Here is a 19984-nt window from a genome sequence, read left to right on the forward strand (position 1 = left end):
ACTAACAGGACGCTGGTAGTACCCCGACGGCTGGCGCACCGCTAATGTGTGCGCCAGCCGCGGACCGTTCCAGACCGCTCCGCGGACGTCGGAGCAAGGGGAGTTCGCATGTCCGATAAGGCGGACACCAGTACGTCGAAGGCGCTCGCGATCATCGAGACCGGCGAGCCCACGGAGCCGGCGGGAGCGAGCGAGCCCCCGCGCGAGCCGCGACTGACGCGCGAGACGATCGGTGTGATCGCCGGCGCGGCCGGTGTCCTGGCCGTGTGCCTGATCGCGACCGCGCTGGTCGCCAACGGCAACGCCAGCTCGAGCGACGACCGGACCTGCCTCGGCCCGCAGATGAAGGTCGCGGTGGCTCCCGAGGCGGCGACCGTCGTGGGCAACATCCTCGAGGCGGCCGGCTGCGCCCAGATCGAGGTGGAGGCGACCAAGACCGACCAGGTCCTCGCGCCGATGGCGCTCGACGGCGACCTCCCCGACGTGTGGATCCCTGACTCCTCGCTCTGGCTCGACCGGATCGAGCCGGCCGTCGAGCCGGTGACGCTGCGGGCCTCGATGGCCTCCTCGCCGGTCGTGCTGGTCTCCGGCGACGGGCTCACCCGCACCTCCTACGCCGAGGCCTTCGCCGAGGACGACCTGCTGATGGGCGACCCGCAGCGGATGATGAGCGCGCTCGGCACGGCCGTCGCGAGCGAGGGCGAACCCCAGGACGAGGCCAGGCTGGAGCCGTTCGCGGAGCGGCTCGTCTCCGGCGAGGAGGGCGCCGGGCCGACCGACTCGGGGCGCCTGGCCGAGCTTCGGACGGTCATGAGCGGGGTGACCGCGACCAGTGAGCAGCAGTGGTCGACGTACGCGCCGATGCTGAAGGCCAGTGCGCCGAAGGAGGGCACGGTGGTCCTCGACTACCCGGTCCTGATCACCGCGGACTCGGCGCGCCGCAACTCGATCGCCGCCTCCATCACCAGCCTCGCCCGGGTGCTCGACAGCGGCGAGGCCGACACCGCGCTGACCCAGGCCGGGTTCCGCACCAGCGGCGCCGGCAAGCCGGCACCGAACGTGGGCGCCTACACCCGGGTCGACTCCGCCGAGGTGGCGAGGACGGCCTCGGAGTGGAGCGCCAGGCTTCGACCCACCCGGGCGATCGCGGTCATGGACGTCTCGGGCTCGATGGCCTGGCCGGCCGCTCCCGAGAGCGCCGCCACCCGCCTCCAGCTCACCCAGGAGGCGGCGTCGGAGGCCGTCAGGACCCTTCCCGGTAATGCCGCGATCGGGCTCTGGGCCTTCTCCGAGAAGACCGAGGGCACGCTGGGAGGCGACCACAAGGTGCTCGTCCCGACCCGTCAGCTGGCCTCGAAGGACCAGCGCGCCCAGCTGACCGAGGAGATCGCCGGTCTCACCGCGCGCACCGGTGGCGGCACCTCCCTGCACGACACCGCGCTGGCGGCCTACCAGGCCGCGGTCGCCTCCTACGACCCGCTCGCCACCAACGAGGTGCTCCTGCTCACCGACGGCACCAACGACGATCCCGACTCGATGGACGTGGCAGAGCTCGTACGCCAGCTGGAGACGGTCTCCGACCCGCGCCGGCCGGTCCGCGTCCTGGGGATCGGGATCACCGCCGACGCCGACCTCGGTGCGCTGCAGGCGATCGCCGACGCGACGGGCGGGGCGGCGTACGTCGCGGAGCGTCCGGAGGACGTCGGAACCGTGCTCCGAGAGGCGATCGAGCAGCGCTGAGGGGCGCTCTCGGATAAGCATTGTCCCCCGGGTGGTGCGGCGCCGTACTCTTGTTGGTATATGACGAACAACGCACACGACTTCTCTCTCGCTGACGAGCTCGAGGCCACCGAGGACTGGGACGCGCTCGACGACAGCTTCGAGTCCGGCTACGCCGACGAGGATCCTGAGGACACCGACCCGACCGTCGGTGCGATGGAGCTCGCCGAGCGGCACGCGCTCAAGCGCGTCGCCAGCCTGCGCACCGAGCTCGAGGACATCACCGAGGTCGAATACCGCCAGCTCCGCCTGGAGCGAGTGGTGCTCGTGGGCGTGTGGGCCGGCGGCACCCAGGCCGACGCCGAGAACTCCCTGGCCGAGCTGGCGCTCCTCGCCGAGACGGCCGGCTCGGAGGTGCTCGAGGCGATCTACCAGCGCCGCCAGGCGCCGGACCCCGCGACGTACATCGGACGCGGCAAGGTCGAGGCGCTCAAGGAGATCGTCGCCGCGACCGGTGCCGACACTGTGATCGCCGACGGCGAGCTCGCGCCTTCGCAGCTCAGGAACCTGGAGGACCGCACCGGGGTCAAGGTCGTCGACCGGACCGCGCTGATCCTCGACATCTTCGCCCAGCACGCCAAGTCGCGCGAGGGCCAGGCGCAGGTCGAGCTGGCCCAGCTCAGCTACATGAAGCAGCGGCTCCGTGGTTGGGGTGGCAACCTGTCCCGCCAGGCCGGTGGCCGGGTCGCGGGCGGTGCCGGTATCGGTGGCCGTGGTCCCGGTGAGACCAAGATCGAGACCGACCGCCGTCGGATCAACACCAAGATCGCCAAGCTCAACCGTGAGCTGAAGGCGATGAAGGGCACCCGCGACACCAAGCGTGCCGACCGCAAGCGCCACCAGATCCCGGCGGTCGCGATCGCCGGCTACACCAACGCAGGCAAGTCCTCCCTGCTCAACCGGCTCACCGGTGCCGGGGTGCTCGTCGAGGACGCGCTCTTCGCGACCCTGGACCCGACCACCCGCAAGACGACCACCGAGGACGGCCGGGTCTACACGATGTCCGACACCGTCGGTTTCGTGCGCCACCTGCCCCACCAGCTCGTCGAGGCCTTCCGCTCGACGCTGGAGGAGGTCGCCGACGCCGACCTGGTCGTGCACGTCGTGGACGGTTCCCACCCCGACCCCGAGGGCCAGCTGGCCGCGGTGCGTGAGGTCTTCGCCGAGATCGGTGCCAGCGAGGTGCCGGAGCTGGTCGTGATCAACAAGGCCGACATCTCCGACCCGCTGGTGATCGCCAGGCTGCTTCGCGCCGAGCCGCACTCGGTCGCCGTCTCGGCCAAGACCGGCGAGGGCATCGACGCCGCCATCAAGGCGGTCGAGACCGACCTGCCGCGGCCGGGCGTGGAGTTCTCCGCGCTGGTTCCCTACGAGCGGGGCGACCTGGTCAACCGGATCCACCAGCACGGCGAGATCGACCACCTCGAGCACACCGCCGAAGGCACCGTCGTCAAGGGCCGCGCCAACGCGGACCTGGCCGGCGAGCTGGCTGCGTACCCGAACTGATCGACGCTGACCCAGGCGCTGATCCGGCGCCTGTTTCGGCGTTTCGACATTGGCTCTGCCAGGCTCGTCCCTCACACTTGGGACGATCGGTCTAGGGAGAGGTCACGGATGCGCACAGAGGTACGCCGCGCGGCGCGCGCCACGGTGGTGGGCGTGCTGGCCGGTGCTGTCCTCGTGACCGCGCTCGCGGGCTGTGGCAGCACGGACGACGGCGTGCTTCCGGGGCAGGAGGCGGATCATGGGACCGAGGTGACCCAGGATCTGTGCACCCGACTGGCCGCGGAGTCGGTGACCCGTGCCTCGGTGGTGACCGGTGCCGGCGAACGGGTCGTGGTCATCGGCGACTCCTGGGCCTCCGGCTTCGGGCTGGACGACCCCGGCCTGTCCTGGCCGCGCTATCTCGACGGGGAGGTGCGCGTCTCGGGCTTCGGCGGCACCGGCTACTCGCACGATCTGATGGAGCGGTGCGGTCCGATCTCGTTCCCCGAGCGTGTCCCGGACGCGGTGGTGCAGGGCACCGACCTGGTCGTGCTCGAGGGCGGCATCAACGACTCCAAGAGTGACATCGACGAGGTCGAGAAGGGCTTCCGGGCGACCCTGGACGAGCTGAAGGGCCACGAGGTCATCGTGCTCAGCGCGCCCAAGGTGAACTCCCGCGCCAAGGCGATCAGGGTCGTCAACAAGATGATGCGCCGGGTCTCGGCGGAGTACGGGGTGACGTACATCAACGTCTTCGACCTCGAGCTGCCCATGCTCGAGGACAACACGCACCTGACGGTCGCCGGCCACATGCAGTTCGGGGAGATCGTCGCCCGCCGGATCGCGGAGAGCCGATCGGAGACTGTCCCCGCCCACGGCTAAGGTTGCCCGAGTGACCGTAACCGACACCGCCTCCCAGACGCCCGTACGTGAAGCCCTGGCGGACGCGGTCGCGACCCTCGGCGGGGCCACCCGTGAGGGTCAGGTGCTGATGGCCGATGCGGTCGCGCAGGCCTTGGCCGACGAGGAGCACCTGCTGGTCGAGGCCGGCACCGGCACCGGGAAGTCGCTGGCCTACCTGGTCCCGTCGCTGCTCCACGACAGCCGGGTGGTGATCGCCACCGCGACCCTGGCGCTGCAGCACCAGCTCGTCGAGCGCGACCTGCCGCGCCTGGTCAAGGCGATCGGCTCGCGCCCCGGCGTCGACGCGTCCTACGCCGTCCTCAAGGGCCGCTCCAACTACGCCTGCCTCCACCGGGTGCGCGAGGGCGCTCCCGACGACCAGGGCACCCTGGTCGACGTCCCGCTGGGCCCGATGGCCGAGAAGGTCCTCGAGCTGCGCAGCTGGGCGGAGAAGGAGGCGGAGAAGGGCGGCAGCGGCGAGCGTGACTCCGCGCCCCGCCACACCGACCGCGAGTGGCGTCAGGTCTCCGTCAACCACCGCGACTGTCTCGGCGCCGCCAAGTGCCCCTTCGGCGAGGAGTGCTTCGTCGAGGTCGCCCGCGACAAGGCCCAGAAGAGCCACCTGATCGTCACCAACCACTCCCTGCTCGCGATCGACGCGATCGAGGGCGTGCCGATGATCCCGGAGTACGACGCCGTGGTGATCGACGAGGCCCACGAGCTCGTCGCCCGGGTGACCCAGGCGGCGACCGACGAGCTGACCGCGGCCGAGGTCGAGCGGGCCGCCCGGCGGGCCCAGAAGCACATCGAGGGCGCCGAGGCCGACGATCTGGCCGATGCCTCCGACGCGCTACGGGCGGCGATCAACGAGACCTCGCCCGGGCGGCTGGTCACGCTGCCCGAGGTCGTCTCGGACGCGCTCGTGCTGGTGCGCGACGCGGCTCGGTCCGCGCTCTCGGCGCTGCCGAAGCCCAAGGACTCCGACAGCGCCGACCCCGGCTTCCAGCAGGCCAAGGGTGGCCTGCAGGAGGTCTTCACCACCGCCGAGCGGATGGCCGCGGCCTCCGAGCACGACGTGATCTGGATCAACGAGGGCAGTGACCGGATCCCGCCGCGGCTGTGCGTCGCGCCGCTGCAGGTCTGGGCGCAGATGCGCGAGAAGCTGCTCACCGAGAAGACCGTCGTCTTCGCCTCCGCGACCCTCAAGCTCGGCGGTGACTTCGGCCCGGTGGCCGGATCCCTCGGGCTCAAGGCGGAGGAGCGCACCGAGGTGGGCGCCGCGGCGCAGCGTACCGATGACGTACTGCCGTGGATCGGGCTCGATGTCGGCAGCCCGTTCGACTACGGCAAGCAGGGGATCCTCTACGTCGCCCGTCACCTGCCTCCTCCCGGGCGCGACGGCATGGGTGCCAAGACCCTCGACGAGATCGTCGACCTGGTCGACGCCGCCGACGGGCGTACGCTCGGGCTCTTCTCCTCCCGCCGCGCCGCCGAGGCCGCTGCCGAGGTCGTGCGCCAGAAGCTCCCTCACCTGACCACCCTGGCCCAGGGTGACGCGCAGCTGCCCGAGCTCGCCGCGCAGTTCGTCGCCGACCCGCACACGGTGCTCTTCGGCACGCTGTCGCTGTGGCAGGGCCTCGACGTCCCCGGCGACACCTGCCAGCTCGTGATCATCGACCGGATCCCGTTCCCGCGGCCCGACGACCCGCTGATGTCGGCCCGGCAGCAGGCGGCCGACAAGGCCGGCGGCAACGGGTTCATGCAGGTCGCCGCCACCCATGCCGCGCTGCTCCTCGCGCAGGGTGCCGGCCGGCTGATCCGTACCACCTCCGACCGTGGTGTGGTGGCCGTGCTGGACGCGCGCCTGGCCACCGCCCGCTACGGCGGCTTCCTCAAGGCCAGCCTGCCGCCGATGTGGGCCACGACCGACCCCGCCATCGTGCGTCAGGCCCTGAAGCGACTCTCCGAGTCAGCCTCTGCCTGAGCGAGAACCACGCCGAGTTCAGCGGTAGGTCTTGGCCCACCAGCGGTGGGTGGCCTTGTCGGGCGTCGCGACGCCGTGGCAGGAGAAAGCGGTGCCCTGGCCGCAGTTGAAGTTGCTGCTCGCGTTGGCGAAGGTGACCTCGACCTTGCGGATCCGCTTGGAGGAGAAGCCCTCGATGGTCTTGGTGGCGATGCCCTTGCTGTTGGGCTTGAGGTGGTAGACGCCGCGGGTGCCGTCGGTGCGGAACACGCTGACCACGGCGCCGTTGGCGTTGGGCCGGGCCACGTCGACCTTGACCCGCAGCTTCCAGCCCTTCCCGACCTTCTTCGGGACCAGGCGCTGGGAGGCGTACGTCAGGTGCTTGAGGGTGAACTTGCCGTCGACGGTCTGTCGCTTGGCGGGCAGGGCGGTGCGGCCGTCGTAGACCGGCGGGTAGTAGGCGCCGCCCTCGCTGTAGCTCTTCGCGGGGGCCAGGTTGGCGGCGGCGAAGCGGATGTACTCCTGCTTCAGCGTGGTGCCACGCTGAGCAAGCGCCTGCCGGACGGCGGTGGTGGAGTAGGTCGACGGCGCCCGGTTCCAGATCGAGAGGACCACCTCCGGCAGAGTCCCGCGCTCCTTGGCGAAGCGCTCGGACAGGTAGCGGAAGAAGATCCAGTTGCCGTAGATGCCGAGGTTGGAGGCGCTGGAGTTGTCCAGCGGCTTGCGCTGGTCCTCGAGCTGGCCGTAGCCCAGGTATTGCCGGTTGTCGTTGATGCTGTCGTAGACCTCGTCCTCGACCCAGGTCGCGGTGGACTCCATCATCCAGCGGTCCTCGCCGGCGTCATAGGCGAACTGGACGGCGTGGAAGTATTCGTGGGCCGCGGTCACCCGGAGGTTCTCGGTGGGGGTGTTGTACGAGCCGTACTCACTGGTGGCGTAGTCGTTGTCCAGGACGCAGTAGGCCGTGGCGGCGGTCTTGGAGACCTTGGTCTCGGGCGCGCAGTAGCCGTAGTAGCCCTCGTCGTAGAGGTTCTCCAGGTAGATGTCGACCTTGCCGGGGGTGACCGCCTCGTCGGCCGCGGGCTTGCGGTAGCCCGCCTGCACGTAGAGGTTGTGGACCTTGGTGACCACGTCACGGACCTGGGTCGCGTACGCCGCCGAGGCGCGGTCGCCGCCCTTGCCCGGCGAGTAGTGGACGCAGACCACGTCGCTGCAGGTCTGGGTCGCGGCACGGGGGCGGGCGAGCAGCTCACGGGCTGCGGTCTTGTTGGAGCCGTCCAGGGCGTCCTTGGCGTTCCACAGGTCGGTCAGCGCGATGGTCGCGTCGGGCCGGCCGGCGACGTGCCGCCCGGGCACGACCTGACGGGCGCCGCGCACCGACTGGCTGCGCCTGACCTTCTTGGCGGCGGCGAGCGCCTCCCGGGCCGCCTTCTCGGTCACCGGCTGCTCGGCGCCGGTGTCACCGCCGGTCCTCACCGAGGACGCCGGCGTCGACCCGGTTGCGGGCATGGTGGCGAAGAACGTCGCCGCGACCATGCCTGCGATCAAGACGAGGGTGCGCTGTTTGCGGTTGATCCGGCGGGCAATGTTTCGCATGAGATACCAGACGTTCGGGAAGGCAGACCTGGGCAGTCTAAGCGCAGAGCGCCGCTGTGTCCGGGGGACACGGCCTAGACGGGCTGGGTGACGTGATGAAGCCGGTTGCTTCCGGTTGCCGTGGCGTACGACCTGGTCCAGGTGGCCGTCGTGCCGGCGTCCTTGCGCTCGCCGATGACGTACCAGTCCATCTGGGCGCGCTCGCGGGTCACGTCGAGGACGGAGTAGCCGTGGTCGTCGAAGTTCAGGTAGCGGACGTGGCGGTTGGCGGTCCTGATGATGTTCTCGACCGTCACGCTGACCGTGCGGCGCGGCGCACCGAGGATGTCCTTGAGGTTGTTCGAGGTCACCGAGGTGGCCACGAGCTCGACGCCGGCGGTCCTGCCGAGCGGGTAGACGGCGGAGTCGTACGGCAGGTCGCAGGCCCACGCGGAGTGGATGTCGCCGGTGACGAAGACGGTGTCGGTGATCGCGTGGTCGCGGATGTGCTCGAAGAGCTCGGTGCGGTCGGCGGTGTAGCCGTCCCACTGGTCGACGTTGTAGGCGACGCCGTTGTCGGGCAGCAGGCCGGTGACGTCGTTGACCGGGGCGATCAGGCTCTTCGGGAGCGCGCCGAAGGTGACCGGCGCGATCATCACCGGGTTGCCGACGATCTTCCACCGGGCGTCGGTGAGCAGCCCGTCCTTGAGCCATGCCAGCTGCTCGTCGCCGGTGATGGTGCGGTCGGGGTCGTCGACCCCGGCGAGGTCGGTGCGGGCGACCTGCTCGGAGCGGTAGGAGCGCAGGTCGAGCATGCTCAGCTCGAGCAGGGTGCCGAACCGCAGCCGCCGGTAGATGCGGTCGTGGAGATGGCCGGCGGTCTCGACCACGGCGGTGGCGTCGACACGTATCGGCATCCACTCGTCGTAGGCCTGGTTGGCGTTGGTCTTGCGGTCGATCCAGTCGTACTCGCCGGGCTCGTTGTTCTCGGCGCCCAGCAGCCAGGCGTCGTTGGCCGACTCGTGGTCGTCCCAGGTGACGATCCAGGGCAGCCGGGCGTGGGCGGCGGAGAGGTCGACGTCGCGCTTGTACTGCGCGTGCCGGATCCGGTAGTCGGCCAGCGTGTGGAGCTCGTGGGCGGGCTCGTGCGGCCGGACGTCCTCGTTGGCCATGCCGTAGCCGTACTCGCCGGGAGCGTACTCGTAGATGTAGTCGCCGAGGTGGATGATCGCGTGCAGGTCCTCGCGCGCGGCGAGGTGGCGATAGGACGCGAACCAGCCGGCCTGCAGGTTGGAGCAGGAGACCACCCCGAAACGTACGTTCTCCGGGGCTGCGTCGGCGGCCGGCGCGGTGCGGGTGCGGCCGACGCGGCTGGTCTGGCCGTTGTAGGTGAAGCGGTAGTAGTACCAGCTCTGCGGGCTCAGGCCGGTGACGTCGAGCTTCACGGTGTGGTCGCGGTCGGGACCCGTCTGCTGGGATCCCTTCGCGGTGATGCGGTCGAAGTCGGCGGTGGGCGAGACCTCCCAGCGGACCAGGACCTGCTCGCCCTGCCCGGACCCCGGGGTCGCGTCCTCCGTCGGCGTGACCCGCGTCCAGATGACCACGCGGTCCGGGAGCGGGTCGCCGGAGGCGACGCCGTGCTGGAAGTGGTTGAGCGAGCCGCTGACGGCCTCGGCTGGGTCGGGAAGAGCGACGGCTCCGGCGGCGGTCGCCAGCCCGGCGGCGATGAGGGTGCGGCGGTCGATCTGCGTCTGGGTCACGCTGGAGCGAACGACGCAGCCGCCGGCCCCGTCATGGGCCGGCGGCTGCAGTTCACGCAGTGTTCCCGGACTGGTTCCGGGAGGTGTGACACGGGACTCAGAGGCTGCGCAGGACCGCCGTCACCTTGCCGAGGATCCTCGCGTGGGTGCCGTCGATCGGCTCGTACGCAGCGTTGTGCGGCAGCAGCCAGACCTTGCCGTCCTTGCGGGAGAGCGTCTTGACCGTCGCCTCGCCGTCGATCAGCGCGGCCACGATCTCGCCGTTCTCGGCGGTCGGCTGCTGGCGCACGACCACGAAGTCGCCGTCGCAGATGGCCGCGTCGACCATCGAGTCACCCGAGACCGAGAGCAGGAAGAGGTCGCCGTTGCCGACCAGCTGCTTGGGCAGCGGGAAGACGTCCTCGACGCTCTGCTGGCTGGAGGTCTCCTCGGCCAGGATCGGGCCACCGGCCGCGATCCGCCCGACCAGGGGAACCATGGCGGCGGCGGGGTTGGGGTTGATGTCGGCCTCGGCCGTGACCGTAGCCTCGGCCTCCTCGCCGGACATGGCCTTGCGGTGGGCCATCACCTCCGGAAGGAAGACCTCGAGAGCGCGCGGCCGCTTCGGGTCCTTGCGGATCAGACCACGCTGCTCCAGGGCACGGAGCTGGTGGGCGACGCTGCTGGTGCTGGTCAGCCCGACCGCGGCACCGATCTCGCGCATGCTGGGCGGGTAGCCACGCTGCTCGATGCTGTCGCGCAGGTGAGCGAGGATGCGCTGCTGACGCGGCGTGAGCCCGGTCGCGTCCGGCGGCCCGTCGGGCAGCTCGCGGACGCGGCTCTTCTTCGAACCGCCTGATCCGGTGCCTGTCTTCTGCGTGGTCATGTCACCACATTAGTCCCTCTGGCACCACGACATCAAACATTTGTTCGACGTCGTGGGCAGCGCGTGTCGGCGTTCGAAAATTCTTGGGGTCGCTACTTGCGTTGTTCGAACACGTGATCTACCTTCGAACATGTGCTCGATCGAACACGTGATCGAGCGACTTGTGACCAGGAGGCCGTGAGATGAGTGCAACCGTCTATGTGCTGCCCGTTGCCGAGCCGCCCCGCGAGGTGCGGGAGGTGCGCCGCTCGACCGTGCGGCTCACCCGTCGCGGACGAGTCGTCGTGTTCGCATTCGCGCTCGTCGTGCTCTTCGGGATCGCGCTGATCGGGGCGCGGGTGGCGTTCGCGGTGGAGAACGGTGCCGGCACCGATGCCGGATTTCGTGGCCCCGCCCCCGCCGCCCACACGATGGTCGTCGGCGATGGCGACACGCTCTGGGACATCTCCTCGAAGGCCGTCGCCGGGACCGACGCCTCGATTCGGGAGATGGAGCAGACGATCAAGGAGCTCAACTCTCTCGAGTCCTCGATGCTCGTGTCCGGGCAGACGCTGATCATCCCGACCGCGCCGTAGGGCGCCGCCACAGATGTCCGGCTGCTCCTTCGACCCCTGGCAGCCGGCTACCGGGGAAAGAGTGAGAGTGCTGCAGACGATGGGAAGCGTCTGCAGCACTCTCGCGTATCCGGGTCAGTGGCGCCCGCGGTAGGGGGTGTCTGGCTCGGCCGGCGGCCACTGCTTGTTGCGGGTGCTGTGCCGCGGCGGCCACTCGTCGTCCGGCTGGACCGGCGGGTCCTGGGGCTGGCGCTGGGTGGGCATCGCCTGGGTCGCGGCGGGATCCTCGGTCAGTCGAGCCCGGGAGCCGGTCTGGCCGTAGCCGGCCGGGGCCGGATAGGCACCCGACTGATACGGCGCGGAGCCGGTCTGCTGGGTCGGGTAGCTGTCCGTGGTGTATCCGGGCGAGGCGTACCTCGGGGTGCTCTGCGGCGTCGACGTCGGCGTCGGCGGGCTGGAGTAGTAGGAGGGCTGGGCGGGTGGCGGGCTGGTCGGCGGCTGGTAGGCCGAGGCGCCGTAGGCGGCTCGGCTTCCGGTGGTGCCGTAGCCCTGGTCGCTGCCGGGGTAGCCGTAGGGCGACTGGGAGCCGGTGTCGGTGTAGGCCGAGCGGTTCGTGGTGTCACCGTAGGGCGGCTGGCTCCCGGTGTCGGAGCTGTGCCGGCCGTAGGAGCCGGTGTCGTCGTAGCCGTAGGAGCCGGTGCCGTAGTAGTCCTGCTCCGGGTAGGCCTGATCGGAGTAGGTCTGATCGGGGTAGGTCTGGTCGGGGTAGGCCGGGTCCGAGTAGTCCTGCTCCTCGACGTAGGCGTTGGAGTGGCTGCCGGCGTAGTCGTCGGCGGGTGGCGTCGTCGGGGCGCCGGTGAGGGCCCGCCAGGCCTTCCCGGCGAAGGTGAAGGTCAGGAAGAGACAGGCGACTGCCACGACCGCCGCGATGGCGAGCTTCGCCCAGGCGCCGGAATCGCCTCCTCGTGCGTCGGCCCCGAAACCGACGGCGACCCACACGAGCACTCCCCAGATGATGAGGAAGGCCAGTGTCGCGATCGCAGGCAAGATGAACGGTGGCCGGGGACCGCTTCTGGGGCGCGTGCCTCTCCGCGACCCGACGCGATTTCCTCCGGAGATGTTTGTCACGGGGGCCATTCTTACCCATCCGGGCCAGTCCGGCGCCGCTGAACCGGAATCTTTCGGTGTTTGACCGGCGACACGCCGGACACGCGGGTAAACCCGACCCTCGCTTGCATCGTCGTGGGGGCGGGCGTACGGTTACCACTACATCTAGTAGTTACACCGCTGTAGTTATCCACATCTAGTTCACATGAACGGACGGATGGTTCACAGCGACAGGGGTGTTGTTCCACAGGGACTCACGCTCATATCCACAGGTTCCACAGGCTCGGGCCGCCGTAGAGACGGCCTGGATCCACAGGTCTCACGAGAGGGGCTCGACCGTGCACTGTCCGTTCTGCCGACACAGCGACACCAAGGTGCTCGACTCCCGCGTGGCCGAGGACGGTGGCCAGATCCGGCGCCGCCGGGTCTGCCAGGAGTGTGGGAAGCGGTTCACGACCGTCGAGCAGATGCAGCTGATGGTGGCCAAGCGCTCCGGCGCCGCCGAGCCGTTCAGCCGCGACAAGGCGGTGCACGGCGTACGCAAGGCGTGCAAGGGCCGCCCGGTCACCGAGGACCAGCTCGCCTGCCTCGGCCAGGAGGTCGAGCAGGCACTGCGCAGCCAGGGGCTGGCCGAGGTTCCCAGCAACGAGGTGGGGCTGGCGATCCTCGCGCCGCTGCGCGAGCTCGACGAGGTGGCCTACCTGCGCTTCGCGAGCGTCTACCGGGCCTTCGGCTCGGCGGACGACTTCGAGCGTGAGATCCAGATGCTGCGTACCGAACGGGAAGTCCAGGACTTCGAGGCAGAACATCCGGTCGAGGCCCCGGTGGGCACCGACTAGGTCCCACGGGACACACAGACCGGCCCGGGCAGGCCGTGGGGAAGCGACCTGTCCGGGCCATCCAGCTGAACAGATAGAACAGAGCAAGGACTCCACCATCAGCACCGACCAGCAGTACGGCACAGCGATCGATGACAACAGGGGGAACGAAATGACAGACACGGCAGCAGAGGCACAGGCATCGTCGAAGGCGGGCGCCGGGCTGAAGATCGAGCGGATCTTCAGCACCGAGGGCGTCCACCCCTACGACGAGATCACCTGGGAGCGGCGCGACGTCGTCCAGAAGAACTGGAAGACCGGCGAGACCGTCTTCGAGCAGACCGGAGTCGAGTTCCCCGACTTCTGGTCGATCAACGCCTCGACGATCGTGACGACCAAGTACTTCCGCGGTGCCCTCGGCACCGAGAAGCGCGAGCAGAGCCTGAAGCAGCTGATCGACCGCGTCGTGAACACCTACGTCGCCTCCGGCAAGGAGAACGACTACTTCGCCTCCGAGGCCGACGCCGACCTCTTCGGTCGCGAGCTCACCTGGCTGCTGGTCAACCAGCACTTCGCCTTCAACTCGCCGGTCTGGTTCAACGTCGGCACCGAGTCCCCCCAGCAGGTCTCGGCCTGCTTCATCCTCTCGGTCGACGACTCCATGGACTCGATCCTGAACTGGTACAAGGAGGAGGGCCTGATCTTCAAGGGCGGCTCCGGTGCCGGTCTCAACCTCTCCCGCATCCGTTCCTCCAAGGAGCTGCTGAAGTCCTCCGGCGGCACCGCCTCCGGCCCGGTCTCCTTCATGCGCGGCGCCGACGCGTCCGCGGGCACCATCAAGTCCGGTGGCGCCACCCGCCGCGCGGCGAAGATGGTCGTGCTCGACGTCGACCACCCCGACATCGAGGAGTTCGTCGAGACCAAGGCGCGCGAGGAGGACAAGATCCGCGCGCTGCGCGACGCCGGCTTCGACATGGACCTGGGCGGCAAGGACATCTCGTCCGTGCAGTACCAGAACGCCAACAACTCCGTGCGCGTCTCCGACGAGTTCATGCGCGCCGTCGAGGAGGGCAAGAAGTTCGGCCTCCGGGCGCGTACGACCGGTGAGGTCATCGAGGAGATCGACGCCCGCGATCTGTTCCGCAAGATCTCGATCGCCGCGTGGGAGTGTGCCGACCCGGGTCTGCAGTACGACGACACGATCAACGACTGGCACACCAACCCGGAGACGGGCCGGATCACCGGCTCCAACCCGTGCTCGGAGTACATGTCGCTGGACAACTCCTCCTGCAACCTGGCGTCGCTGAACCTGCTGAAGTTCCTCAAGGACGACGACACCTTCGACGCCGTGCGCTTCCAGCAGGCCTGCGAGGTCGTCTTCACCGCGATGGACATCTCCATCTGCTTCGCCGACTTCCCGACCGAGGCGATCGGCGAGACCACCCGCGACTACCGCCAGCTCGGCATCGGCTACGCCAACCTCGGTGCGCTGCTGATGGCGATGGGTCTCGGCTACGACTCCGAGGGTGGCCGCACCATGGCCGCCGCCATCACCTCGCTGATGACCGGTGCCGGCTACAAGCGCTCGGCCGAGCTGGCCGGCGTCGTCGGTCCGTACGCCGGCTACGCCCGCAACGCCGAGGCCCACCAGCGGGTCATGCGCAAGCACCAGGCCGCCAACGACGCGGTCCGCTCGATCAACCCGGTCGACCGCAACATCATCGACGCGGCGACGAAGGTGTGGAACGACGTCGTCGAGATCGGCAAGGTCAACGGCTTCCGCAACGCCCAGGCCTCGCTGCTCGCGCCGACCGGCACCATCGGCTTCATGATGGACTGCGACACCACCGGCATCGAGCCCGACTTCTCGCTGGTCAAGTTCAAGAAGCTCGTCGGTGGCGGCTCGATGCAGATCGTCAACCAGGTGATCCCGCGCGCGCTGAAGAAGATGGGCTACCAGCCCGAGCAGATCGAGGCGATCGTCGCCTACATCGCCGAGCACGGCCACGTCATCGACGCCCCCGGCCTCCGCCAGGAGCACTACGAGGTCTTCGACACAGCGATGGGCAAGCGCGCGCTGCAGCCGATGGGCCACGTACGCATGATGGCGGCGACCCAGCCGTTCCTCTCCGGTGCGATCTCCAAGACCGTGAACCTGCCCGAGACCGCGACGGTCGAGGAGATCGAGCAGGTCTACATGGAGTCGTGGAAGCTGGGCTTGAAGGCCACCGCGATCTACCGCGACAACTGCAAGGTCGGCCAGCCGCTGGCCGACGGCAAGTCGGAGAGCGCCAAGAAGGACCAAGGTCTCTCCACGGCTGCTGCGGCTCCGGCTGCCGAGGCCGAGGTCGAGCCCGAGGTCGTCGAGAAGATCATCGAGAAGATCGTCTACGCGCCGACCCGCAAGCGCCTGCCGAAGTCCCGCGTCTCGCGCACCACCTCCTTCACGGTCGGTGGCGCCGAGGGCTACATGACCTCCGGTGCCCACGCCGACGGCGAGCTCGGTGAGGTCTTCCTCAAGCTCGGCAAGCAGGGTTCGACCCTGGCCGGTGTCATGGACGCCTTCTCCATCGCGGTCTCCGTCGGCCTGCAGTACGGCGTGCCCCTGGAGACCTACGTCTCCAAGTTCACCAACCTGAAGTTCGAGCCCGCCGGTCTGACCGACGACCCGGACGTACGCATGGCGCAGTCGCTCATGGACTACGTCTTCCGCCGCCTGGCGCTGGACTACATGTCCTTCGAGGACCGCTCGGCTCTCGGCATCTACTCCGCCGACGAGCGTCAGCGCTACCTCGAGACCGGCTCCTACGAGCAGCTCGGCAACGGCACCACCGCCGCCGAGCTCGTCCAGAAGCCGGCCCCGGCCCCGAAGGCCGCGGCGGCTCCGGTCGCCGAGCCGGTCGAGGCCGAGATCGAGGAGGAGGCCGAGGTCGTCGAGGAGGCGCCCAAGGCCACCGCCCACACCACCGCCGAGCTGCTCGAGTCGATCAGCGGCATGGCCATCGACAGCCCGCTCTGCTTCACCTGCGGCACCAAGATGCGCCCCGCCGGCTCCTGCTACGTCTGCGAGGGCTGCGGCTCGACCTCCGGTTGCAGCTGAGCCTGACTGACTGAGTCCGGTCCCGCACCCCAGTGGGGGCGCGGGACTGGCTCGTTTTCGGGGACGTGGGAGTCCCGGTGTCACTGGGTGACTTCAGGACTCCCAGGTCGCACGAGGACGAGCACGTGCTGGCGTTCCATCACCCGCGACCGACGTACGTGAGCTGCTCGGGTCGTCCAGAACGTTGCCCGGGAGGTGGAGCGAGAGCACGGTGCTGCGGCGGTGCTCACCGATCTGGGTGCCTACCAGGACTCCAAACACCTTCATATCCACGTCCACAGCGGAGGCCGTAGAGGCCAGGGGTGACGTGGGAGTCCCCGTGTCACTGGGTGACCTCAGGACTCCCATGTCGGGAGGTCACAATCCTCCCCACAGGCCGATGGAGCACCTTTCCAGCCACTGGCCTTCAGGATCTGCGCGATCCGGGCCGCGGTTCGACACGGCGTGCCGAAGATCTGGTGCCAGCGGAGGCGGGCGGTGGTCCGGCCGCCGAGGGCCAGGTCGTCGAGGTCCCGGTCGGCGTCGCGCCCCTGGGCGCTCCAGGACTCGTGGTTGAGGCGGCCGTCGAGCTCGACGACGAGGCCGTACGCCTTGTACTCGACGTCGCGAAGCTCCTTGCCATTCGGCGTCCGCCTTTCGCTCTGGCGGGTGCCCGTGGGGAGGCCGGGGGCGCGTTCGACCCGGGTCAGGTAGGCGTGCTCGAGGACTGAGCAGGTGCCGGCGTTCACGTCGGTGAGGAGGTCGCTGACGAAGGCGCGACGGGGGAGTCTTGGGTGGCGCTTCAGCGCGGTGCGTACGGCATCGGTCGTCACTCCGCGACGGCCGATGGTGTCGGTGAGCAGCCCGATGACCTCCATCTCGGAGATTGCGTCTCGGGCTTGGAGGAGCGCGTTGTCCTCGAGCTTGAGACGCGGCGGGCGTTGGCTTGCGAACATCTGGCGGCCCAGCCCCACGACGCGGTGGACTACGACCCCTCGGGGCGCGTAGAGGCGGCGGCTGTGGTCGATGGCGACGCGGATGGGGCCGGCCGCGTCGTCCGTGCGGAGCGGCTCGAGGACCGTCGGACCGCACAGCGCTGCGGGCTCGGCGTAGAGCACTGCCGCCCAGGCGCGTTGGCGCCAGGTGAGGGGGCCGGTGTGGGTGACGTAGACGCCGCGATGGACCGTCTGCAGCTCGCGGCGTCTGATCGCTCGGCGGATGTCGTTCGGCGTATAGCCGCCGAAGGTGAGCTGTGCTCGGCTTGCCACGCCGTGCTGCAGTTCGAGCTCGCGCGCGACCCAGGCTCGCCGCGCTTCCAGGTCGCGCACGGCGAGCTCCGGATCGACGAGCGCGGTCACGAGCCCTCCTGGGTCTGTCGACGTCGACGGCGTCGGACGAGGTGGTCGCTGGGCACGATAGGCGCGACCGCCGACAGTCAGCGGCCGAGGATGCGGCTCAGCCAGGCGCCGTTCGGGTCCTTGGGGTCGGCGGAGTGTCCCGAGCACCACTGTCCGGTGGGTACGGAGGCCTTCACCGCGGAGACGTGGCGGCCACAGCCGGCCCAGGTGGTCTTCGTGCACTTCTTGCAGCGGACGGGGCGACACATGTGTTCTGTTCCTGCTTCTGTGGATCCGGGCGATGGTCAGGCGGGAGGTTCGCCGGCGTCGAGGGCGTCGACGAACTCGCAGAACGCGTCGAAGGCCCGCGCGCCGTGGATGGTGGCGGGGCCGCCGTGCATGAGGAAGGTGACGCCGATGGCCTCGGCTGCCTCCTGAGGGCTGGCGCCCGCGCGAGCGGCGGCCTGGCCGTGGGAGGCGATGCAGCCGTCGCAGCCCTCGACCACGCCGATCGCGAAGGCGATCAGCTCCTTGGTCTTGCGGTCGAGGGCGCCGTCGGCGAATGCGGCCTTCGAGAGTCCGCCCCAGCCCTTGTAGACGTCGGGGATGGCGCGGCGCAGCTCCTGGTGGAGCGGCCCGAGCTCGCGCAGAACGCTCTTGCCATGGGGCGAGCTGTGGTCGGTCGTGAGGGTCATGAGGGCTCCTTTCGGGTGGCGGTCGAGGTGCTCTTCTCTCCTCGCGATGTAACCCCCCGGGGGGTTACGATGTTGACGGTAGCATAACCCCCCGGGGGGTTATAGAATCGCTGACGAAGAAGGAGACCCGATGACCGGCTTCACCTTGAGCGCCGACGTTCCCGCGGAGTATGCGGAGACGTTGGCGCGCGTACGAGAACTCCTCGGCGACGCCGGGTTCGGCGTCCTCACCGAGATCGACCTGACCGCGACCCTGCACGCCAAGCTCGGCGTGGACATCCCGCAGCAGGTGATCCTCGGGGCGTGTATGCCTCAGCTCGCACATCGCGCGCTCGAGGCGGACCCGCGGATCGCGACGATGCTGCCGTGCAACGTCGCGGTCGCTGCGGAGGGCAACGGCACCCGGGTCGAGATCTTCGATCCGGCCGCGATGACCTCGTTCAGCTCGGACGCCGGCGTCGCCGAGGTCGCGGTGGACGCGCGTCGGCGCCTCACTGGCATGTTGGAAGCACTCACTGGAAAGAAGAAGGACGACGATGCAGCTCGAGCCTGACGAGATCAAGGCCGTCATCACCCGACTCAAGCGCGCCAACGGACACCTCGCCTCGGTGATCCGGATGCTCGAGGAAGGGTCGGAGTGCGAGGACGCGCTCACCCAGCTCGCGGCGGTGAACAAGGCGGTCAGCCGAGGTGGCTACGCGCTCGTCGCCACCGGGTTGGAGAAGTGCCTCGCCGAGGGTGGTCGCGACAGTGTCGACACCAAGAAGATGGAGAAGCTCTTCCTCGCTCTCGCCTGATTGGCGGGCCGATCACTGTCCACAGGCGAGCTTCGAGACAGGGTTATCCACAGGGCGGCGATAGGCGCTGGTGAGGCGTACGGATCCGGGGTCTGCTGGTGCCATGCCCAAACGCAAGAAGCACCAGAAGCCCGGGGATCCGCGGCGGCGGTCGTTCGCGGAGAAGGTCGTCGACAGTCCTTACTGGCCGGCGATGTTCGCGGTGAACGACGCCGAGAACCGTGGGGACGTGAAGTCCGCCCTGGAGATCATCCGCACGACCAGCGATCAGCTCGACAAGGAGCAGTTCTGGCATCCCTCGCGTCTCGAGCGGCTGGAACAGCTGCGGCTGCTCGAGGCGCTCGTGCCGCGGTGGGCGCATTCGCGATGGATCCTCGCGCAGGCGATGCAGGGGACCCACGCGCGCAACCGGGGGCGGATGTCGAAGGCGATCAACGTGGCGCTGGACGTCCGTGGCGGCCCTGACCCCGGTCGTGACCGGGAGGACGACCGCATCCAGATCTTGGATCGCGACTGGGTCTACCGCCAGACCTTCCTCTACGACCTCGGCGGTCTCGAGGCGTTCCTGCGCCACCACGCGTCCGGCGACCTGATCGCCGGTGCCGACCGGGTCTGGGAATGGGCGCGGGCGCCGATGCGTGGCCTGCGACTGCTGGGGCGCGAGCCGCGAGACCTGCACTGGGAGGATCCGAGGACCGGAGAGCAGGTCACGACGATCAACATCGGTGCCGGACTGCTCCTCGATGACGGGGAGTGCGTGATCGGTCGGGTCGTGCCGATCGACGAGGGGATGATGTTCGAGACGGCGCCGTTGCGGGTGCCCGAGGAGGTGGCGTACGCCGTGGCCGATGAGCCCGAGCGGTGGATCGAGGCGCTGCGGGACCGGACCGGGAGACCCGATCGGGATCCGGGAGAGATCTGGACCCACCGCGGGCTGCGCGACTACGGCCTGCTCACCGATGTCCCGTACGGACTGGTCAACCTCGCCATGGACGCGGGTCTGCACGCGTTCAGGAATCCCGATGACGTCGAGATGGACGAGCTCGGCGAGCTGTTCACCCATCCGGCCGACTATCCGGCGTGCCTGGCCGCGTGGCTGATGCGACCGGAGACGATCTCGGCGCTCGCTGCGGGAACCCCGAAGGAGGGTCTTGTCGCGCTCGGCGGGTTCGCCGAGTTCGTCCACGAGCCGGCCGCGAGTCTCATCCACGATCTGGCCGACCACCACCAGGAGGCCGCCTGACACTCCGCGAGGCCGCTCGCCCTG

The 19984-nt window shown here is 69.3% G+C and carries 18 protein-coding genes; 10 read left to right on the forward strand and 8 right to left on the reverse strand.

What is annotated here, in order from left to right; all coding sequences use genetic code 11:
- The first annotated feature begins 108 nt into the window (after window positions 1-108).
- The 4 genes from ACZ6WN_RS04880 to ACZ6WN_RS04895 all read left to right on the forward strand — a co-directional run bounded on the left by ACZ6WN_RS04880 (window position 109) and on the right by ACZ6WN_RS04895 (window position 6151).
- Window positions 109-1740, forward strand: a complete 1632-nt coding sequence (locus ACZ6WN_RS04880; RefSeq protein ID WP_465863052.1) for a substrate-binding domain-containing protein — start codon at window positions 109-111, stop codon at window positions 1738-1740.
- A gap of 60 nt (window positions 1741-1800) precedes the next feature.
- Window positions 1801-3285 carry a GTPase HflX gene (gene hflX / locus ACZ6WN_RS04885; protein WP_465863053.1) on the forward strand — a complete coding sequence of 495 codons (1485 nt, stop codon included), beginning with the start codon at window positions 1801-1803 and terminating at the stop codon, window positions 3283-3285.
- A 108-nt stretch (window positions 3286-3393) separates the two neighbouring features.
- The gene (locus ACZ6WN_RS04890; RefSeq protein WP_465863054.1) at window positions 3394-4146 is read left to right on the forward strand and encodes an SGNH/GDSL hydrolase family protein; all 753 of its coding nucleotides are present in this window, start codon (window positions 3394-3396) and stop codon (window positions 4144-4146) included.
- A gap of 10 nt (window positions 4147-4156) precedes the next feature.
- The gene (locus ACZ6WN_RS04895) at window positions 4157-6151 is read left to right on the forward strand and encodes an ATP-dependent DNA helicase (protein ID WP_465863055.1); all 1995 of its coding nucleotides are present in this window, start codon (window positions 4157-4159) and stop codon (window positions 6149-6151) included.
- A gap of 18 nt (window positions 6152-6169) precedes the next feature.
- On the opposite strand, the gene ACZ6WN_RS04900 is transcribed toward ACZ6WN_RS04895, so the two are convergent.
- From ACZ6WN_RS04900 to lexA, 3 genes are all read right to left on the reverse strand, one after another.
- Window positions 6170-7726 carry an MXAN_6640 family putative metalloprotease gene (locus ACZ6WN_RS04900; RefSeq protein WP_465863056.1) on the reverse strand — a complete coding sequence of 519 codons (1557 nt, stop codon included), beginning with the start codon at window positions 7724-7726 and terminating at the stop codon, window positions 6170-6172.
- Window positions 7727-7800: 74 nt separating this feature from the next.
- Complete coding sequence (locus tag ACZ6WN_RS04905) at window positions 7801-9465, reverse strand: alkaline phosphatase D family protein (RefSeq protein ID WP_465863057.1); 1665 nt, start codon at window positions 9463-9465, stop codon at window positions 7801-7803.
- Window positions 9466-9562: 97 nt separating this feature from the next.
- Entirely contained in the window at window positions 9563-10330 is a 768-nt protein-coding gene (lexA, locus tag ACZ6WN_RS04910; RefSeq protein WP_465863058.1) for a transcriptional repressor LexA, read from the reverse strand.
- A 182-nt stretch (window positions 10331-10512) separates the two neighbouring features.
- Between lexA and ACZ6WN_RS04915 the strand changes: the two genes are divergently transcribed.
- Entirely contained in the window at window positions 10513-10905 is a 393-nt protein-coding gene (locus tag ACZ6WN_RS04915) for a LysM peptidoglycan-binding domain-containing protein (RefSeq protein WP_465863059.1), read from the forward strand.
- 114 nt (window positions 10906-11019) lie between these two features.
- Here the strand turns inward: ACZ6WN_RS04915 and ACZ6WN_RS04920 are convergent, their stop codons facing one another.
- The gene (locus ACZ6WN_RS04920) at window positions 11020-11931 is read right to left on the reverse strand and encodes a hypothetical protein (protein ID WP_465863060.1); all 912 of its coding nucleotides are present in this window, start codon (window positions 11929-11931) and stop codon (window positions 11020-11022) included.
- Between the two features lie 398 nt (window positions 11932-12329).
- On the opposite strand from ACZ6WN_RS04920, the gene nrdR reads away from it, so the two are divergent.
- Together nrdR and ACZ6WN_RS04930 are read left to right on the forward strand one after the other, a co-directional pair.
- Window positions 12330-12830, forward strand: coding sequence for a transcriptional regulator NrdR (nrdR, locus tag ACZ6WN_RS04925; protein ID WP_357337606.1), 501 nt, complete (start codon window positions 12330-12332; stop codon window positions 12828-12830).
- Between the two features lie 151 nt (window positions 12831-12981).
- Window positions 12982-15909 carry a vitamin B12-dependent ribonucleotide reductase gene (locus ACZ6WN_RS04930; RefSeq protein ID WP_465863062.1) on the forward strand — a complete coding sequence of 976 codons (2928 nt, stop codon included), beginning with the start codon at window positions 12982-12984 and terminating at the stop codon, window positions 15907-15909.
- 93 nt (window positions 15910-16002) lie between these two features.
- Here the strand turns inward: ACZ6WN_RS04930 and ACZ6WN_RS04935 are convergent, their stop codons facing one another.
- The 4 genes from ACZ6WN_RS04935 to ACZ6WN_RS04950 form a co-directional block, all read right to left on the reverse strand.
- A complete protein-coding gene (locus ACZ6WN_RS04935; protein ID WP_465863063.1) occupies window positions 16003-16176 on the reverse strand; it encodes a hypothetical protein in 174 nt (57 codons plus the stop codon).
- A 68-nt stretch (window positions 16177-16244) separates the two neighbouring features.
- Window positions 16245-17246: a type IV toxin-antitoxin system AbiEi family antitoxin domain-containing protein gene (locus ACZ6WN_RS04940; RefSeq protein WP_465863065.1), complete on the reverse strand. Its 1002-nt coding sequence runs from the start codon at window positions 17244-17246 to the stop codon at window positions 16245-16247.
- A gap of 77 nt (window positions 17247-17323) precedes the next feature.
- A complete protein-coding gene (locus ACZ6WN_RS04945; RefSeq protein WP_465863066.1) occupies window positions 17324-17494 on the reverse strand; it encodes a hypothetical protein in 171 nt (56 codons plus the stop codon).
- Window positions 17495-17530: 36 nt separating this feature from the next.
- The gene (locus tag ACZ6WN_RS04950) at window positions 17531-17920 is read right to left on the reverse strand and encodes a carboxymuconolactone decarboxylase family protein (RefSeq protein WP_465863067.1); all 390 of its coding nucleotides are present in this window, start codon (window positions 17918-17920) and stop codon (window positions 17531-17533) included.
- A 130-nt stretch (window positions 17921-18050) separates the two neighbouring features.
- Between ACZ6WN_RS04950 and ACZ6WN_RS04955 the strand changes: the two genes are divergently transcribed.
- The 3 genes from ACZ6WN_RS04955 (at window position 18051) to ACZ6WN_RS04965 (ending at window position 19960) form a co-directional block, all read left to right on the forward strand.
- Window positions 18051-18473: a DUF302 domain-containing protein gene (locus ACZ6WN_RS04955; RefSeq protein WP_465863069.1), complete on the forward strand. Its 423-nt coding sequence runs from the start codon at window positions 18051-18053 to the stop codon at window positions 18471-18473.
- Window positions 18457-18717 (forward strand): metal-sensitive transcriptional regulator, encoded by a 261-nt coding sequence (locus tag ACZ6WN_RS04960; protein ID WP_141802705.1) that lies wholly within the window; start codon window positions 18457-18459, stop codon window positions 18715-18717. Before ACZ6WN_RS04955 ends, ACZ6WN_RS04960 begins: the two co-directional genes overlap by 17 nt.
- Before the next feature lie 103 nt (window positions 18718-18820).
- Window positions 18821-19960 (forward strand): hypothetical protein, encoded by a 1140-nt coding sequence (locus ACZ6WN_RS04965; RefSeq protein WP_465863071.1) that lies wholly within the window; start codon window positions 18821-18823, stop codon window positions 19958-19960.
- Window positions 19961-19984: the final 24 nt, after the last annotated feature.

The sequence above is a fragment of the Nocardioides sp. NPDC054178 genome (genome assembly GCF_055585005.1).

Coding starts and splice junctions, on each gene's coding strand:
- ACZ6WN_RS04880 (WP_465863052.1), top strand. CDS start 109: ATGTCCGATAAGGCGGACACCAGTACGTCGAAGGCGCTCGCGATCATC.
- hflX (WP_465863053.1), top strand. CDS start 1,801: ATGACGAACAACGCACACGACTTCTCTCTCGCTGACGAGCTCGAGGCC.
- ACZ6WN_RS04890 (WP_465863054.1), top strand. CDS start 3,394: ATGCGCACAGAGGTACGCCGCGCGGCGCGCGCCACGGTGGTGGGCGTG.
- ACZ6WN_RS04900 (WP_465863056.1), bottom strand. CDS start 7,726: ATGCGAAACATTGCCCGCCGGATCAACCGCAAACAGCGCACCCTCGTC.
- lexA (WP_465863058.1), bottom strand. CDS start 10,330: ATGACCACGCAGAAGACAGGCACCGGATCAGGCGGTTCGAAGAAGAGC.
- ACZ6WN_RS04915 (WP_465863059.1), top strand. CDS start 10,513: ATGAGTGCAACCGTCTATGTGCTGCCCGTTGCCGAGCCGCCCCGCGAG.
- ACZ6WN_RS04930 (WP_465863062.1), top strand. CDS start 12,982: ATGACAGACACGGCAGCAGAGGCACAGGCATCGTCGAAGGCGGGCGCC.
- ACZ6WN_RS04935 (WP_465863063.1), bottom strand. CDS start 16,176: ATGAAGGTGTTTGGAGTCCTGGTAGGCACCCAGATCGGTGAGCACCGC.
- ACZ6WN_RS04945 (WP_465863066.1), bottom strand. CDS start 17,494: ATGTGTCGCCCCGTCCGCTGCAAGAAGTGCACGAAGACCACCTGGGCC.
- ACZ6WN_RS04950 (WP_465863067.1), bottom strand. CDS start 17,920: ATGACCCTCACGACCGACCACAGCTCGCCCCATGGCAAGAGCGTTCTG.
- ACZ6WN_RS04955 (WP_465863069.1), top strand. CDS start 18,051: ATGACCGGCTTCACCTTGAGCGCCGACGTTCCCGCGGAGTATGCGGAG.
- ACZ6WN_RS04960 (WP_141802705.1), top strand. CDS start 18,457: ATGCAGCTCGAGCCTGACGAGATCAAGGCCGTCATCACCCGACTCAAG.
- ACZ6WN_RS04965 (WP_465863071.1), top strand. CDS start 18,821: ATGCCCAAACGCAAGAAGCACCAGAAGCCCGGGGATCCGCGGCGGCGG.